General features: G+C 48.3%; 13 protein-coding genes. 7 read left to right on the top strand and 6 right to left on the bottom strand.

From position 1 onward, the window contains the following. The first annotated feature begins 517 nt into the window (after nucleotides 1–517). From WG89_RS05095 to WG89_RS05085, 3 genes are all read left to right on the top strand, one after another. Complete coding sequence (locus tag WG89_RS05095) at nucleotides 518–1972, top strand: PQQ-dependent sugar dehydrogenase (RefSeq protein WP_062262250.1); 1455 nt, start codon at nucleotides 518–520, stop codon at nucleotides 1970–1972. 224 nt (nucleotides 1973–2196) lie between these two features. Beyond that, nucleotides 2197–2595 (top strand): VOC family protein, encoded by a 399-nt coding sequence (locus WG89_RS05090; protein ID WP_062262247.1) that lies wholly within the window; start codon nucleotides 2197–2199, stop codon nucleotides 2593–2595. Between the two features lie 331 nt (nucleotides 2596–2926). Further along, nucleotides 2927–3835, top strand: coding sequence for a DMT family transporter (locus WG89_RS05085; protein ID WP_062262244.1), 909 nt, complete (start codon nucleotides 2927–2929; stop codon nucleotides 3833–3835). Nucleotides 3836–3877: 42 nt separating this feature from the next. Here the strand turns inward: WG89_RS05085 and WG89_RS05080 are convergent, their stop codons facing one another. Further along, complete coding sequence (locus tag WG89_RS05080) at nucleotides 3878–5026, bottom strand: carbohydrate porin (protein ID WP_062262241.1); 1149 nt, start codon at nucleotides 5024–5026, stop codon at nucleotides 3878–3880. 274 nt (nucleotides 5027–5300) lie between these two features. On the opposite strand from WG89_RS05080, the gene WG89_RS05075 reads away from it, so the two are divergent. Next, nucleotides 5301–6662, top strand: a complete 1362-nt coding sequence (locus WG89_RS05075; RefSeq protein WP_062262238.1) for a YjiH family protein — start codon at nucleotides 5301–5303, stop codon at nucleotides 6660–6662. A 110-nt stretch (nucleotides 6663–6772) separates the two neighbouring features. Here the strand turns inward: WG89_RS05075 and WG89_RS05070 are convergent, their stop codons facing one another. Continuing rightward, nucleotides 6773–7924 (bottom strand): carbohydrate porin, encoded by a 1152-nt coding sequence (locus WG89_RS05070; protein ID WP_062262235.1) that lies wholly within the window; start codon nucleotides 7922–7924, stop codon nucleotides 6773–6775. Between the two features lie 464 nt (nucleotides 7925–8388). On the opposite strand from WG89_RS05070, the gene WG89_RS05065 reads away from it, so the two are divergent. From WG89_RS05065 to WG89_RS05050, 3 genes are all read left to right on the top strand, one after another. After that, entirely contained in the window at nucleotides 8389–8997 is a 609-nt protein-coding gene (locus WG89_RS05065; RefSeq protein ID WP_245662879.1) for an HNH endonuclease, read from the top strand. A gap of 370 nt (nucleotides 8998–9367) precedes the next feature. Continuing rightward, nucleotides 9368–10183 carry a formylglycine-generating enzyme family protein gene (locus WG89_RS05055; protein ID WP_079253663.1) on the top strand — a complete coding sequence of 272 codons (816 nt, stop codon included), beginning with the start codon at nucleotides 9368–9370 and terminating at the stop codon, nucleotides 10181–10183. A 16-nt stretch (nucleotides 10184–10199) separates the two neighbouring features. Next, nucleotides 10200–11021, top strand: coding sequence for a formylglycine-generating enzyme family protein (locus WG89_RS05050; protein ID WP_062262225.1), 822 nt, complete (start codon nucleotides 10200–10202; stop codon nucleotides 11019–11021). A 44-nt stretch (nucleotides 11022–11065) separates the two neighbouring features. Here WG89_RS05050 and WG89_RS05045 read toward each other — a convergent pair whose 3' ends face one another. The 4 genes from WG89_RS05045 to WG89_RS05030 form a co-directional block, all read right to left on the bottom strand. Beyond that, entirely contained in the window at nucleotides 11066–11737 is a 672-nt protein-coding gene (locus WG89_RS05045) for a TetR/AcrR family transcriptional regulator (RefSeq protein WP_062262222.1), read from the bottom strand. Between the two features lie 144 nt (nucleotides 11738–11881). Then, entirely contained in the window at nucleotides 11882–13459 is a 1578-nt protein-coding gene (locus WG89_RS05040; RefSeq protein WP_062262220.1) for an AMP-binding protein, read from the bottom strand. Nucleotides 13460–13656: 197 nt separating this feature from the next. Next, nucleotides 13657–14451: an enoyl-CoA hydratase/isomerase family protein gene (locus WG89_RS05035; RefSeq protein ID WP_062262219.1), complete on the bottom strand. Its 795-nt coding sequence runs from the start codon at nucleotides 14449–14451 to the stop codon at nucleotides 13657–13659. A gap of 53 nt (nucleotides 14452–14504) precedes the next feature. Continuing rightward, nucleotides 14505–15320 (bottom strand): crotonase/enoyl-CoA hydratase family protein, encoded by an 816-nt coding sequence (locus WG89_RS05030; RefSeq protein ID WP_062262217.1) that lies wholly within the window; start codon nucleotides 15318–15320, stop codon nucleotides 14505–14507. Nucleotides 15321–15354 lie beyond the last annotated feature (34 nt).

The following is a 15354-nucleotide window of genomic DNA, read 5'->3' as shown; positions in this document are numbered from 1 at the left end:
GTATTTGAAGTGGCTGAGGGTTAGCTCAATCCAACGGTAACATTCGTCCTTGGAGTCCCAGCCGGGCTCCAGACAGTCTGCTTGTGAAAGGAGGCTTCTTACATCCTCCAGGGTTTTGATGAAATGGGTGTTCATGATGATTTTCATATCCTCATCATGAACGACAGTGCTGAAGTCGGCTCATTTCATGTTAGAAACCAGCCCCTTCTTCAGGCTCATTTCATATTGGAAGAGACTTCCATTTGTCGTGGAAGACGTGGTCACTGCAGAAATTATTGAATTTTCACCTTCCATGTCGAATGAGCGTTTAAACTTTCTCTTTGATCAATAAGAAAAAAGAAAGTTCTAAACAAGTTTTATCAGCCGTATCGAATATTATATGAAGTTGTCCTCTCTCCCCGTTCGCAATCTGTTTACCTTTTTACTCAGCCTGACTTTGAGCATCTCCAGTTGGGCCAGCTACTCACCACTCCCTGACCGGATATGTGATGGGCTCCCCCAGGTGGCAGTAGGCACTATGCCTTCACTCTGTGTGGGGCTGGTGTTGAACCGTAGTGACAGTGTGCCTCTCAAAAAGCCCAGAAAAGCTTTGGAGCTTTCTGAAGAAAATGCACTTCTGGTCACTGACATGGGGGGGTGGGAGAAAGACAGGGGGAGTCTATGGATACTGACATTTGATCCAAAGCACCCCTATAGCAAATTGCTGAATGCTCGTCGTATTCTGACCGGGCTTAATTTACCTCATGACATAAAGTACGGCCCGAATGGCAGTATTTATCTGGGTGAAGCCCATCAGATCAGTCGTCTGTCCCTTGAAAAAGGTTCTGTTTCGAAGCAGGAAATTGTTGTTGCCGATCTGCCTTATGCAGAAGATGGTTATCTCCATCCATTGACGAATATGGTGTTTCTGGCCAATGGCGACTTGTTGGTGAATGTCGGCTCCAGGTCGGATAACTGTGATGTGCGTAAATCGTCGGATGAATGCAAGGAGCTGACTGAAACCGGACTTCGCTTATATCGCTATCAATCGGATAAGCACCGTTGGGATCAGGACTACCAGGTGTATGCAACGGGACTTAGGAATTCAATGGCCCTGGCTGTCCATGAAAGTGGCACCATTTTGCAGGCGGAAAACAGCTCTGACTTCCCTGATCACGATGAACCTTATGAAGAGATCAATATCATCGAGGAAGGCGGTTTTTATGGCTGGCCTTTCTGCCTGAATCGCCAACTGGATGTAGCTGACACGGGGCACTGCCAGAGTGAAGTTTATATTGAGCCTTATAGTCTGATGCCGCCACATGTTGCCCCCCTGGATATGATTTACTATCAGGGTAAAAGACTACCGCAACTTGCAGGAAAGTTGCTGGTCAGCTGGCATGGCTTTCGAGTAGCAGGCAATCGTCTGGTCAGTTATGAAGTGGATGACAAAGGGCGCCCCATACTCTCTGATCAACCGGTTTTCTACCGCGACCCTATTCCTCCAGCAACAGAGTGGACAACTCATCCCTTTAATTCTGAAGGCGGAATGAAGCGTGAAGCTCAGCATCAGGAAGTTATCAGTCACTGGAATAAAGTACCTGGTGTTCGTCCAGAGGGGGCACCGGTTGGATTGCTTGAGCTTAAAGATGGTACGTTGTTAATTGTTGATGATAAAAACAAGGCATTGCTCAGACTGTCCGAGGGGCAGGCGTATACAGAGAAACAATCTTTTTCAGTGGTATCTGAAAAGAAGAGCAGGCAGGTTGCTCCAGAGCTACCGTTGCTGAAGAAGTATTGCGCTGCCTGTCATCTGGAGCTGAGAACTTCACCTGAATTGCTGCTGAATCGTGAGGGTGGCTGGCTGCGAAAAGAGAAAGGGAAGAGTGTTCTGGAACAACGTCTCAGAGCGCGTGTCCGGTTTATGCCTCCCCAGGGACGTCTTTCAGAGTCAGTACAGCAAGCGATTCTCGGGGAAGCAGAATCCATGTAATAAATTGAGCAGATAAGATCAGGAGTCAATAGTATGAGTTATTCACTTAGGATTTGCCTCAAAATAACTTCCCGATGAAATTCGGATTCCGTTCACCCTGAGCTTGTCGAAGGGGGGGTTGTATTGGACTTCGACAGGCTCAGCCCGAACGGGTTTTGAGAGGATCTCAACAGGAAATTAATTACAGGCAAGTCCATAATGGCTTGAATAAGCGAGGAAGGCAGATGAAAACCATTCAACTATCCACCTGCTTTTGCACCGATAAAGTCCTGCCGTGCAGAGAGTTCTATATTCGTTATTTTAATGCCAGGCCTGTGTTTGACTGTGGCTGGTACGTCACTTTGAAGATCGGTCGTGATGGCCCCGAAATCAGTTTTATCGAGCCGCAACAGGAGGCTATGCCGGTATTTGCCGGAGCTGGTGTGATGCTTAACTTCAAGGTAATCAATGTCGATAGTGAGTATGTTCGTTTAACGGGAGAAGGTCTTGAAGTCGCTATGCCTCTGGAAGATCACCCGTGGGGTGACAGGGGCTTTTCAGTCGTAGACCCCATTGGCAACTCAGTTTATATCTATTCAGACCGTGAACCCTCTGAGGAGTTCAAGCAGTACGTTATCGAATAAACGTCAGATGGCAGTTATTTCGATGATTTAACATTATTTGCCTTGCCAGCTGTTGCAATCAGTTTATCGGGACCGTTACTATCCGGTATTCAAATTCACAATAAAAATATGTTGAACTGAATGTCACCGAATCTTATCCACGTCATTGCCATTATTGCATCTGCACAGCGTTGTGCGGGTCGCTGGCTAGCACGTATTGGATATGCTGCGGTGAGAATTCAGAAGCAAGAATAAAAAGCTGAACGAATTCAAATTTGAAAAAAGCCGCAGCCAAGCCTGCGGCTTTTTCGTTTCAGTCACAGGTCTATGCGGTAACAACGAGGGAAGGGAAATGCCTGTTCTGGGTAATTATCTGGCCGTGATACTGATCTGGTCTACTACGCCTCTGGCAATCAAACTCAGCAATGGCAGTTTGAGCGCTTATGCAGCGGTGCTTTCAAGAATGCTGTTGGCCTTTTTGCTGACAGCCGTAGTTATTGCAATGATCAAGCATGTTGCCGGTCTGAAACGCAAACACTGGCGACTTTATTGGGTGGCCAGCTTGGGGTTGTTCCCGAATATGCTGCTGGTCTATATGGCGGCCAACTACATTCCGTCCGGTTTGATTTCAGTGCTGTTTGCTATGGTGCCCATTATTTCTGGAGTACTGGGAGCGGTTGTTTTAAAAGAACCTTTTTTTGTTGCCCGTAAAATTCTGGCATTAGCTCTGGCGATCACGGGTTTGCTGGTGGTGTTTGCTTCTCAGTGGTCACTGGGAAAAGACGCTTTTATTGGCATCGGTCTGATGTTGATAGCAAACCTGGTATTCAGTATCAGTCAGGTTGGGACGCGATATCTGCAAAAAGAAACCCATATCGATGCTCTGGAACAAACTTTTGGTTCCTTGACCTTTGCCTTGCCTGGCTTCTTTCTTACCTGGTGGCTGATGGACGGCGGTATGCCGTCAGAAGTTTCCATGCAAAGTCTCTGGGCTGTGATTTATCTGGCAGTAGTAGGATCGTTATTAGGGTTTGTGGCTTACTTCGTGATTCTCAGGCAGCTCTCACTGGCATTGGTTTCAGTCATTCCCCTGATTACTCCAGTGCTGGCTTTGTGGCTCGGGGCGGCAGTATTGAGTGAAGTCATCACAACTCAGTTAATGGTAGGGAGTGCATTAATTATTCTTGCACTGGCTGCATATGATGAGGCATTCAGTAATGTTATTCGTAAACGGTCGTTTAACTTGTCAGTAAAGCTGTAGTGTTTGTTGGGGCCCAGAGGGCCCCATTCAGATGGCGGGTCTTCAGAAGTAATAATTAATTCTGGCTCTGACAGCGCCAGTCTTTTCCTTATTGTCCTTGTAGCCATAGGCATTATCAGTTTCTGAGTAGGAGGCTCCCAGTGTCAGGGTGGCGTTATCAAAGTCCATAATGGGCAGGGTATATGCTGTGTAGAGCACGTAGGAGCTGGTGTCTTCCAAAGTTTTATTATCAAAGTCATTTTTAACCAGGGAGAGACCCAGACCGAACTGCTTGTATTCAAAGTTTGCGTTAAAGTGATAAACCTTCCAGATGTCTTTCAGCTTCTGGTAGGCACCGCTCAGGCGAAGGGGTAAATCTTCAGTAATCATGAACTCGGTTCTGATGGCACCACCGACTCTTTCGGACAGGTCATACTCAGCCAGCTCTTTTCTGGTCTCATCTGTATCGCCTTTGACGACCATGATATGGACTTTGTCCCTGCTGACATCAAACTCCGCACCCAGACTTACATTGAAGAAGCCACTGTCGGATGTGTACCGGACTGCTGGACGCAGGACGAAGCTGTTGTCATCGGATTTGAATTCACCCTGCAGGTTATGGGCTTTCAGGTAGTCGTTGGAGCCAGCCAGCATGTCTGCGGCATCACCATAGGCGGTTGAAAGCTCGATATCCCAATTACTGGTTTCTCCGGCCAGTCTGGCCTGCCCCATTTTATCCCTGCGACCTCGACCCTCATGACCTTTGTAGTAATAAACACCCTGGCCCATAGTGTCAGCACCGGCCGCGATATAGGCAACGGTATCTTTACCCACTGAAAACAGTTCCATGGCTTCATAGCGACCAATCTGGAATTCCCAGATTTTTTCCTGACCCAGTGCAAGATAAGAGTCGTCTATGGCAACAGTGCCGTCTGTACGAATCAAAGGTTGGGCTTTAGCCGTTATGTAGTCCTTCTCTCCACGGCGAGTAATCCATTGGACATCCAGTAAAAAGCGGGAATCGTCAGCAATTTTTCCCCCGTCGTTCACCCCAGTGTCTTTGGGGTGAATCTTGGCTTTATCAACATCAACATAATCGGTATTGATCTCAGCGTTACCGCCAATCGTCAGGCTTCCATCCTCAGAGGTCCAATCACCATGTACGGCGGCTGTTGCCAGAAGAGCAGCGCTGGCAGTCAGAATTTTTTTCATGACAAATTAATCTATATAAGGAAGGGACAAAACACTAAGAAACGTAGTCGCAGTTGCCCATTTCCGCTAGGAATTACTGCCTTCCAGCGCGACAGACTTATTGTTTGTCGTGAAATAATGATTAACCAATAGACTGAAATGGATTGCTAATTCTGTTGAAAGCAAAGCCGGTGAGTAGGTATTTCCATCAGTTCAAGTCGTCATAAGAAATCGCTATTATCGCGCGCCTACATAATTACTCTTTATTTTGAATAAATATTGGATTTAGCGCTCGATGACCGACACAGCTCTGGCCAACTCCGGATCACGGAACACATTAATGTTTCTGATTCCTTCCCTGTTGGGTCTTGTTTTTTTTATAGTCCCGGTTTTTATTGATGGTTCCATGTCTTTCCCGCTGGCCCTGATGGCCAAGGGGGTCAAGGCAGTTCTAGGCGATAATATTCTGTCACTGGCCAGCGGTGTCCTCTGCTTTTCTGCGGTAGTGTCCCTGATTGGTACAGTGGTAAAGCCGAGATTTATGGAAAAATCTGATCTGTTGAATGGGCTTTTTAATGTATCTCCGACCTGGTTGCTGATTCGTGTGCTGGGCGCGGTTTTTGCTGTAATGGCTCAGAACAAACTGGGCGCTGAAATTGTCTGGAATGCCAATACCGGTGGCTTGGTATTCAATGATCTGTTGCCTTCTTTGCTGGTCACTTTTTTCCTGGCGGGTTTGTTGCTGCCACTGCTCCTGAATTTCGGTCTTCTTGAGCTGCTGGGCACTCTGCTGAGTAAAATCATGCGTCCCGTTTTCCGTCTTCCGGGTCGTGCTGCTATTGATTGCCTTTCTTCCTGGTTGGGCGATGGCACTGTAGGTGTCATGCTGACCAGTTCCCAGTATGAGAACAAGCAGTACACAGAACGTGAAGCCACCGTGGTTGCCACTATGTTCTCTATCGTTGGTATTTCATTTTCTCTGGTGGTTCTGACTCAGGTAGGTCTGCAGGATAAGTTTGTGCCTTTCTATCTGGCTATTTGTCTGTCAGGTGCCATTGCCGCCATTGTACTTCAGAGAATTCCGCCGTTGAGTCGCAAGAAGGATCTGTATATTGATGGCACTGCCCGTGATAAAGACGACGAATTAATTCCAGAAGGGCACTCTGCCCTGAGCTACGGTTACGAGCTGGCTTTGGAGCGAGCTTCTAAAGTGACCAGTCTGACGGATGTTGCCAGGCAGGGTCTGAGAAATGCTCTGGATATGGTTTTTGGTGTTCTCCCGGCGGTAATGGCTATTGGTACCGTAGGGTTGGTCATTGCTGAAAACACGCCACTGTTCAGTATTCTGGGTGCTCCTTTTGTTCCGCTGCTGGAACTGATGCAGTTACCTGAAGCCGCTCAGGCTTCCGAAGCTTTGCTGGTTGGCTTTGCTGATATGTATGTGCCTTCTATTCTGGCTACATCCATCAGCAGCGAAATGACCCGCTTTGTAATTGCAGCCTTGTCCGTAACCCAGCTGATCTTCATGTCCGAGACAGGAGCTGTGATTCTCAGCAGTAAACTGCCTTTGAATCTGTTTGAGCTGGTGGTGATTTTTGTATTAAGAACACTGGTAACTTTGCCCGTCATTGTTCTGGTGGCCAATCTGGTGTTCTGATCCTTATTGGATATCTGCAAAAGCCTCGATGGGAATCGAGGCTTTTTTTTGCCATTAAAAAAACCGGAGGCATTTCTGCTTCCGGTCTAATACCACTACAACACTATGAATTAGAAGTAGTAGTTGATGCGAGCACGAACAGCTGCCACTTCTTCGTTGTTGTCCTTGATACCAAAGGCATTATCTGTCTCGGAATAGGAAGCAGCGAAAGTAACGGTAGCATTGTCAAAGCTCATGATTGGCATGGTGTATGCCGCATAAGCGGTGTAGGAAGAGATGTCTTCGGTGCCGGTCTGATCCAGTTCGTTACCTACTACGGACAGGCCCATGCCAAAACGCTTGTATTCAAAGTTGGCGTTCACGTGGGAAACAGTCCATACATCCTTGATAGTCTGGTGAGCAGCACTCAGACGAACAGCCAGATCTTCGCTGAATTTGAACTCAGACTTTACAGAGGCACCCATACGCTTGGACAGGTCTTGAGAAGTCATGACTGCACCTGTGCTCTCATTGGTAGACGTGATTTTCACGTCACCGTTGCTGGCGTCGTATTCAGCACCAAAACTCAGGCTGAAGAAACCGCTGTCAGAGGTGTAGTTCACTGCTGGACGAACTACAAAACTGCTGTCGTCAGACTTGAAGGTTGTATCAGTATTGAAGCCGTGCTCTTTCAGATAGTCTTCAGAGCCAGCCAGCATATCTGCTGCGTCACCGTAAGCGCTGGAGAGTTCCATTGTCCAGTTACCAGCTTGAGTGGCTACACGAGCCTGGCCCATGCCATCGCGACGGCCGCGAGCTTCGTGACCTTTGTAGTAGTAAACGCCCTGACCGATAACATCGCCGCCTGCCGCAACAAAGAATGCGGTGTCTTTACCTACAGAGAACAGTTCCATAGCTTCAAAACGACCAATCTGGAATTCCCAGCTGTCCTGAACACCCAGGGCTACAAAGCTGTCATCAATAGCCATAGTGCCGTCGGTGCGGATCAGAGGCTGAGCCTTGGCCTTGATGTATTCGCCGTTTTCCAGTTTGGTGTTCCATTCAACGTCCAGCTTGAAGCGTGAATCGTCACCAATACCGACGCCTTCATCAATCGTTTTTGTTTCAGGACGCTGGGAGCCATTGCTTACATCAACAGCATCAGTATTGATTTCAATGTCTCCACCAATGGTCAGGGCACCATCAGGGGAAGTCCAGGCAGCGTTAGCACCAGTAGCGGCAGAAGCCAGCAGAATCGCACTCGCAATCAGAGATTTTTTCATTACTACAAAGGTCTTAATGTGTGTGTTTAGCAAAAATGACTGCCGTGTCGAAGCCTGGAGGGGGTGTTTTCTAAACACTTTTATTCGGCATCAGGAGAGGGTTGATACGGCAACCTGCGACTGATTGTTAAAGTCAGTCTGTGTGCGGGAATGAATGTTATTTATAATTGATCTGTAAGCCATTGATATAAATCAACGGATTAGATGAGGTTATGATTTTTTTACATATCGAAAAAAGGAAAGAGGGGGTCAGTGTTTTTGATTTGAAATCGACTGTCTTAAAGGTGTTGTTTTTTTGAACAAAAGTTCAAATATTAATCATGAGGCGTGGAGGGTGCAGCCTTCCCAAGACCCGTTCATTTCGATAAGTTAATAAAAGATGGTCATGATTCACCGATATAATCTTTATGGGTTTTATGTTGTGAAGTTGGCTGTATCAGGGATGAAAAAACGGGAGCTGAATTGTGTATATTCTGCGACTGAATGCCGCCGGACAGCCGGTGGAATGGCTGACCTGGCAGGAAACAGTCTGTCTCTACTCAAGAGACCTGATCCGCTGGAGTCTGGGAGATGTGATCTACAAGGTAAGAGGCGGCTATAACCGCTGGCTGGGCACCCAGACGGTCATTGAGTTACCCAGTATTGTTGCCTGTGGAGGCAAACGAATCTTTCCTGCACGTACTAACCCCGCCTTAACCAACTCTTCTCTTTTTGAGCGTGATAATCACCAGTGCATGTACTGCGGCAAGTTTCTCTCACGCAAGTTTTTGACCCGCGATCATATCCTGCCCACGTCAAGGGGAGGCCAGGATGACTGGATGAATGTGGTGGCGGCCTGCAAAAGATGCAATCAATTCAAGAGTGATCGCTTGCTGGAAGAGCTGGATATGACTCTGGTAGCTTTGCCCTATCGACCCAATGCTGCTGAATACCTGGCTCTGGTTAACAGTAACAGGATTTTGCCTGAGCAGGCCGATTACCTGAGCAGTCAGTTTTCAGAAAACTGCAGGTGGAGCCTTGATCCGAGTCGACAAAGAGATTTTGATGGCTTTCAGTTAGAGCGTATCAACTGAAAGGCAGACTCGGGAGACATTTGCTTGAATCTCTTCACTCAATCTGTGGGCGCTGGTGACTTCTGCCCTTGATTTGCCTGTGTCCACACCATAAAACTGTGAATACCTTCCCTATTGTCCCGACTAACTTGAATTTTTTTTCAATTTAGTTTCGATAGACTCCTCTCCATAGTCCGAGATGTCATTCAGTGCTTGTTGTTCAGTTAATGGAACTGGCTGAAGCGTACCTGTCTTATGTCTATATAAGTCAATAGTCGTATGGTTAATTGAAAAAGTAATTTCAAAAGTTTGTGAAGTCTGAATAATTCGGTCTTTAAGGCCAGTGATTGCTCTGGTCAGAATAATAAAAACAAAGGATACGAGGGGTTCTATGGCTAAAAATAGGATGTCATTTTCGTTCTGTCGGGCCAGTGCCGGAGTATTGGCTGGGCTCATGATGTCAGGCGCATCAGCCAATATTAATGACGCAGAAATGGTCAGGGTTCCAGCGGGGTACTTCACCATGGGGTGTAATCCGAATCTGGATCCTGTCTGCTATTACGCACCGGATGAAAAAAAGCATGATGTGTATCTTGATGCTTTTAAAATCGACAAGTACGAGGTGACTTTTCGCCGTTATCAGAAATGCATGGATGATAAAAAGGCCAAGTGCACGCCTCCCTCTGTTGGAGGCGCCATGAACTATGGCTGGGAGGGGGTTGATAGCTTTCCTGTGAATGGAGTGACCTGGTATCAGGCTAAAAAATTCTGTGAGTTTGAGGGAAAACGTCTGCCTACAGAAGCTGAATGGGAAAAAGCGGCCCGTGGGACAGATCAAAGAACGTATCCATGGGGTTGGCGGAAACCCAGCTGTGAGCGAGCGGTTATTGATGCTCCCAATGCTGGAGAGTTGGGTTGTAAAACCGGCAATACGATGAATGTAGGTTCTAAACCCAAAGGTGCTTCTCCCTACGGAGCCATGGATATGGCTGGCAACCTCTGGGAGTGGACTGCCGATTGGCACAGTGAAACTTATTACAACTACAGCCCCGGATATAATCCCAAGGGACCTGCTTTGGGATTATACAAGACAACCAGGGGAGGAGATTTCTTCAGCCGGAATGACTATGAAGTCCGTTCGACAAGCCGCTTCCCATACGAGCCCAGTGACCCCAGCATAGCCGTTGGCTTCCGTTGTGCCAAATAAGGAAAGGAGAGGGAACATGATGAAATTATTGAAAAGACTATCTGCTCTGACCATTTCCGGTTTGCTGGTTGCAACGACCCAGGCGTCTGTGCCAAAGAATCTGGCAGAGGATTCAGCCACTGTTCTGATTCCTGCGGGTGACTTCATAATGGGCTGTACCGAAGAAGATCAGCAGAGCGAGGCTTGTTATCTGTCAAAGCCGGCTAAGCCGATTTATCTGGATGCCTATCGCATTGATAAGTACAAAGTGACTTTTCGCAGATTTAATGATTGTGTCCAGAATGGTTCTTGTACCGAGCCTTTTGCGGGCAGTGGCTGCAATGCCGGAATGAGCTGGAATGCGGATCATCCAGTGAATTGTGTTGACTGGAATCAGGCTAAGGCTCTTTGTGAATATGAGGGTAAGCGTCTGGTAACGGAAGCTGAGTGGGAAAAGGCTGCCCGGGGTACGGACGGCAGAACCTATCCTTGGGGGAGTGAAAAGGCTTCCTGCGATCTGACAGTGATGAGCCAGAAAGTGGGAGATAATTCCATGGGGCCGGGCTGTGGTGCAGGCACTACCATGCCTGTTGGATCCAAGCCTGAAGGAGCATCACCCTACGGGGTTATGGGGATGGAAGGTAACCTCTTTGAATGGACAGCAGACTGGTTCAGTATTGAACATGAATTGGCGGATCGTAATCCTAAAGGACCTTCAACCGGTGAGCACAAGACGCTGAAAAGCAGTAGCTGGCTGGTGAGAAGGTCAGAGAGTATGGCCTCTAATATTCGAACCAATTATTCACCCCTGGGCCAGGGGTATGTAGTGGGCTTCCGCTGTGCGAGCTCGGCTTTATAACGGCTTAATCTACAGGCAGGGCTGCTCACAGGAGCTCTGCCTGGTTACCCAATCCCCAGATTTTTCTTGCTCATCTTGTAAACGACGTCAGTTGCTTTAGTGACTTCCTGCTCCAAATAACCTGTATGCAGGAATCGCTCACCGTAATACCAGAGGATCGACATCAGATGCAGAGCATCTGTTTCAGGGTCTTCGGTATTCAATTGTCTATAAAATTCGATCAGGGCATCAATGTCTTTCTGATCCTGTTCCTGAAGAGCGCCCATTAATTTTGGGTTTTGCAGTGTCTCATTACGAAAGATTCGATCCAGCAGCATAAACGTTGCGGAGTCCGGATCACCAGGAGCAATCAGCAGCATCAGAGCATCTGTATGCTTTCTTGCTATTTCTTCACGGATTTCACGCTTTGAAAATTCATCTGGAGTGTATTGGCAGAGAATTCGATGACCGGTACCTCGACTATAGGCCATCGCCTCCTTGTAAAATGCAAGATGATAGCGAAAGGCTTCCGTAATAAGATCCTGCATATCCTTGAAATAATAGGCGGTAGCACTGGGTGAAACACCGGCCACTTCGGACACAGTCTTGTATTTGACGGCTCTGATACCGTCTCGGAGAATGATGATTAGAGTAGCTTCCAGAATGGCCTGACGGCTCGCTTTGCCATCTGAACGGGAGACTCTATTGGTTGGAGAGATCCTGCCAGTGCCTGTCATATTCGTTTAATTATTATGTTGATGACACTGGGCAGGATATAGCGTTTTACGTAAAGAGAAAAGTGCGTTTACTGACAGGCTTATAAAATAAAAAAGGCTACTTCAGGATTGAAATAGCCTTTGTGATGAGACGTGTGGAATGGGTTATTTAACCGCTCTTTCCTGACCATCCCAATACTGAGCACGGATTGCTTTCTTGTCCGGCTTGCCAACAGGTGTCAGCTGCAGAGCTTCAACATAGTCAATGGTCTTCGGTGCCTGTACTGAACCTTTGGCGTCCTTAACCGCATTGATCAGACCTTCGGTCAGCTCGTCACTCTTTTCAACGCCAGGTCGCAGAACCACAACGGCTTTTACAGACTCACCCCAGTGATCGTCGGGAACCCCGATAACGGCAACCTGTGCTACAGAAGGTTGTGCAGACAGAACGTTTTCAACCTCTTTAGGGAACACGTTGAAGCCACCGGTGACAATCATATCTTTGGTACGGTCAACAATGTACAGGAAGCCGTCTTCATCAAAACGACCAACGTCGCCCGTATGCAGCCAGCCGCCAGCCAGGGCTTCTTCTGTTTGTTCAGGCTGCTTGTAGTAACCGGTCATGACCAGAGGTGAGCGGATGCAGATTTCTCCGGGCTCTCCAGGGGCAACAGGGTTGTTATCCTTGTCCAGCAGTTCCAGGTGTACCCAGGGTGAAGGTTTACCAGCACTGCCCAGACGCTCCGGCTTGCTCAGGTCATGATCTTCACGCTTGAGGTGTGACAGCACCATGGGGGCTTCGGACTGGCCATAAACCTGGAAGAACTTCTGTCCCCACTTATTAATGCCTTCCTCCAGACGAGCCGGACTCATCGGGCTGGCACCGTAATAGATGATGTCCAGGCTGGAAAGATCAGCGGTTTCAGAACGTGGGTGATCCAACAGCATATACAGCATGACCGGAACCATGAAGGTCGCATTGATCTTGTACTTTTCGATGGTGTCAAACACCAGATCCGGCGTGAAATAAGCGGGTGCGAAGATGGTTCCACCGCGCTGTAAAGTGGGTACCAGGAAAGCTGCGCCAGCATGGGAAAGCGGTGTAGCAATGAGCATACGCAGATCTTTGGGCAGATCCCATTCAGCCATGATGGCCTGAGTCATGTGTGCAGGAACGCGATAAGGCTGCAGAACACCTTTTGGCTTACCTGTAGTACCTCCGGTATAGACGATGGCATTCAGGTCTTCCGGTGAAATGTCCGGAGCTTTCAGAGGCTGAGGTTCAAACTGTTCGGACAGAGAAATGTAGTTCTCACCGGCTTCAGATTCACCGAAAGCCAGCAGGTTTTTCAGTGAAGGAACAATCTCTTTCAGCTCTTTGGCCCGCTCTTCAAACAGACTGGCGTCGTAAACCAGGGTTTCAATCTCGGCGTCGTTCATGACATAGGCATGATCGTCTTTTGAACCCAGAGGGTGCAGAGCTGTACCGCATGAGCCGGCAATGGACATGGCACAAAGGTTATAAAGAACTTCAGGGCGGTTACCGGAAAGAATCGCTACACGACTGCCAATGCCTATGCCTTTGCTGGCCAGTACCTGATGAAACTGGCTGCTTTTCTCACGTACCGTTTTATAGGTGGCAATGCTTTCACCCAAGTGAAGGCAAGGGCGATCATCGTGCTGGTTGAGGCCATCGATAATCAGATGGGGCATCAGAGGGTAACTGTTAATATCGTCGCTCATAATGGTTTCCTGTTGTTCTTATTTTCGTAGGAAGTTAAATGTTCAACTTTAAGGCATATTCTGGAGTTAACTTCCTGTTCAACTCCTCTCAATACCCGTTCGGGCTGAGCCTGTCGAAGCCCAATACCACTGCCCTTCGACAAGCTCAGGGTGAACGGAAACCGAGTGTTAATCGGGAAGTTTTTTCAGAACTATTCCTAAGCAGGCTCGGCTTCTTCCCGCTTGCGAAACTGGGTGAAGTCAGGATTACGCTTCTCAAAAATAGCCATGACCGCCTCAATGTTTTCGGGGGAACCACCCAACCTTTCCATTTCTACTTTTTCATCCGCCAGAGCCTGTTTTAATGGCTCCAGTCGTGCGGCTTTTACCAGACGCTTGGTCGCGACCAAAGAGCTGACAGGCCATTTGGCAATATCTTTGGCGCTGGCCAGAGCGGATTCGAACAGAGTTTCATCGCTGCAGACTTCTGTGACCAGATCCAGTTCAGCGGCTCGTTCGGCATTGATCCATTCTGAGCGCAGCATGATTTCAGTGGCTTTACGTTGTCCGACGATGGTGGTCAACAGGTAGCTGCTGGCCAGTTCAGGCACCAGGCCCAGGCTGGTGAATGGGAATCTCAGTCTCAAACTTTCGCCGACATATACCACGTCACAATGCAGCAGGAGGGTTGCACCTCCTCCAATTGCAATCCCTTTTGCAGCGGCAATCAAAGGTTTATCAAATTCGACCATGGCCAGAGCACAGGCATCAAAAGGGTGAATCTCTCCTGGTTCCATGGGAGTGGTGAAGTCGTTGAGGTCGGTGCCGGAAGAGAAATCGTTCCCGGCTCCGGTCAGCAGGACAGCCGCTACACTGTCGTCTGACTGTGCTTCTTTCAACGCCAGGGTAAAATCGACCCACTGCTCTCGGCTGAAAGCATTTTTCTTTTTGGGGCGGTTCAGGGTCAGGATCAGAACACCATCCTGGTATTCCTTCAGTACGGTATCGCTCATGGAAAGCCTCCCTTCAATAAAGAAACCACTCCCGATGGGGAGTGGCTAAGGAATTATTCACCGGTAAAGATTGCTGGACGCTTCTCTTTAAAGGCTTTCATACCTTCGCGGGCATCCTTGCTGGACATGACAGGCCACCCCAGTTGATCGGAATCTGCCAGCGCTTTCTCCATGGGCATGGATTCATCATGCTGACGCAGTGACTGCATCACCGCTTTCACCGCCAGTGGGCCGTTTGCACAAATCTTTTCTGCAATTTCCATGGCTTTGTAAAGTGCTTCACCTTTACCCACCACGTGGTTGATCAGTCCCCACTCATGGCATTTCTGGGCGGAAACATGCTCACCGGTCAGCAGTACCTCAGCGGCCAGCGCATAAGGAATCTGGCGACGCAAACGAATAGTGGAAGCAGACATTGGATAGAGACCACGGGCCACTTCGGTGACACCAAAAATGGCATCTTCAGCGGCGACACGAATGTCGGTTCCCTGCAGGATTTCGGTGCCACCTGCCAGGGCGTAACCTTCTGCTGCCAGAATAATGGGTTTATTGGGCATATCTTCCCGCAGCAGGGCTTGCCAGTGCAGGTTGGGAACGGATTTCATCAGTTCCTGGATTTCTTCGGCGTCATCGCCGCCTTCCGGTCCGGCAGACAGGTCCATACCGGCACAAAATGTGTCGCCATTGGCCGTCAGTACAGCACAACGAAGACTGTCGTCTTCGTCCAGCAGGCGCCAGGCTTTATAAAGGCCTACCAGCATGGCAGGACTGAACGCATTTTTCTTTTCGGGACGGTTGAGGGTAACGACCAGAACATGGCCTTTCTGTTCGATGATGCAGTTCTGGGTACTAATAGGAAGTTCAGACATTTTTATTATTCTCTCTGCTTTCCATAGCTCCACC

Origin of the sequence: Endozoicomonas arenosclerae (assembly GCF_001562015.1) — a bacterium.
Classification (GTDB): domain Bacteria; phylum Pseudomonadota; class Gammaproteobacteria; order Pseudomonadales; family Endozoicomonadaceae; genus Endozoicomonas_A; species Endozoicomonas_A arenosclerae.
This window is presented reverse-complemented; position numbering and strand designations above follow the sequence as displayed.

Excerpts from the sequence above, each read along its gene's own strand:
- WG89_RS05055 (WP_079253663.1), top strand. The coding sequence starts at position 9,368 with ATGGCTAAAAATAGGATGTCATTTTCGTTCTGTCGGGCCAGTGCCGGA.
- WG89_RS05085 (WP_062262244.1), top strand. The coding sequence starts at position 2,927 with ATGCCTGTTCTGGGTAATTATCTGGCCGTGATACTGATCTGGTCTACT.
- WG89_RS05075 (WP_062262238.1), top strand. The coding sequence starts at position 5,301 with ATGACCGACACAGCTCTGGCCAACTCCGGATCACGGAACACATTAATG.
- WG89_RS05095 (WP_062262250.1), top strand. The coding sequence starts at position 518 with ATGCCTTCACTCTGTGTGGGGCTGGTGTTGAACCGTAGTGACAGTGTG.
- WG89_RS05040 (WP_062262220.1), bottom strand. The coding sequence starts at position 13,459 with ATGAGCGACGATATTAACAGTTACCCTCTGATGCCCCATCTGATTATC.
- WG89_RS05050 (WP_062262225.1), top strand. The coding sequence starts at position 10,200 with ATGATGAAATTATTGAAAAGACTATCTGCTCTGACCATTTCCGGTTTG.
- WG89_RS05045 (WP_062262222.1), bottom strand. The coding sequence starts at position 11,737 with ATGACAGGCACTGGCAGGATCTCTCCAACCAATAGAGTCTCCCGTTCA.
- WG89_RS05080 (WP_062262241.1), bottom strand. The coding sequence starts at position 5,026 with ATGAAAAAAATTCTGACTGCCAGCGCTGCTCTTCTGGCAACAGCCGCC.
- WG89_RS05090 (WP_062262247.1), top strand. The coding sequence starts at position 2,197 with ATGAAAACCATTCAACTATCCACCTGCTTTTGCACCGATAAAGTCCTG.
- WG89_RS05070 (WP_062262235.1), bottom strand. The coding sequence starts at position 7,924 with ATGAAAAAATCTCTGATTGCGAGTGCGATTCTGCTGGCTTCTGCCGCT.
- WG89_RS05030 (WP_062262217.1), bottom strand. The coding sequence starts at position 15,320 with ATGTCTGAACTTCCTATTAGTACCCAGAACTGCATCATCGAACAGAAA.
- WG89_RS05035 (WP_062262219.1), bottom strand. The coding sequence starts at position 14,451 with ATGAGCGATACCGTACTGAAGGAATACCAGGATGGTGTTCTGATCCTG.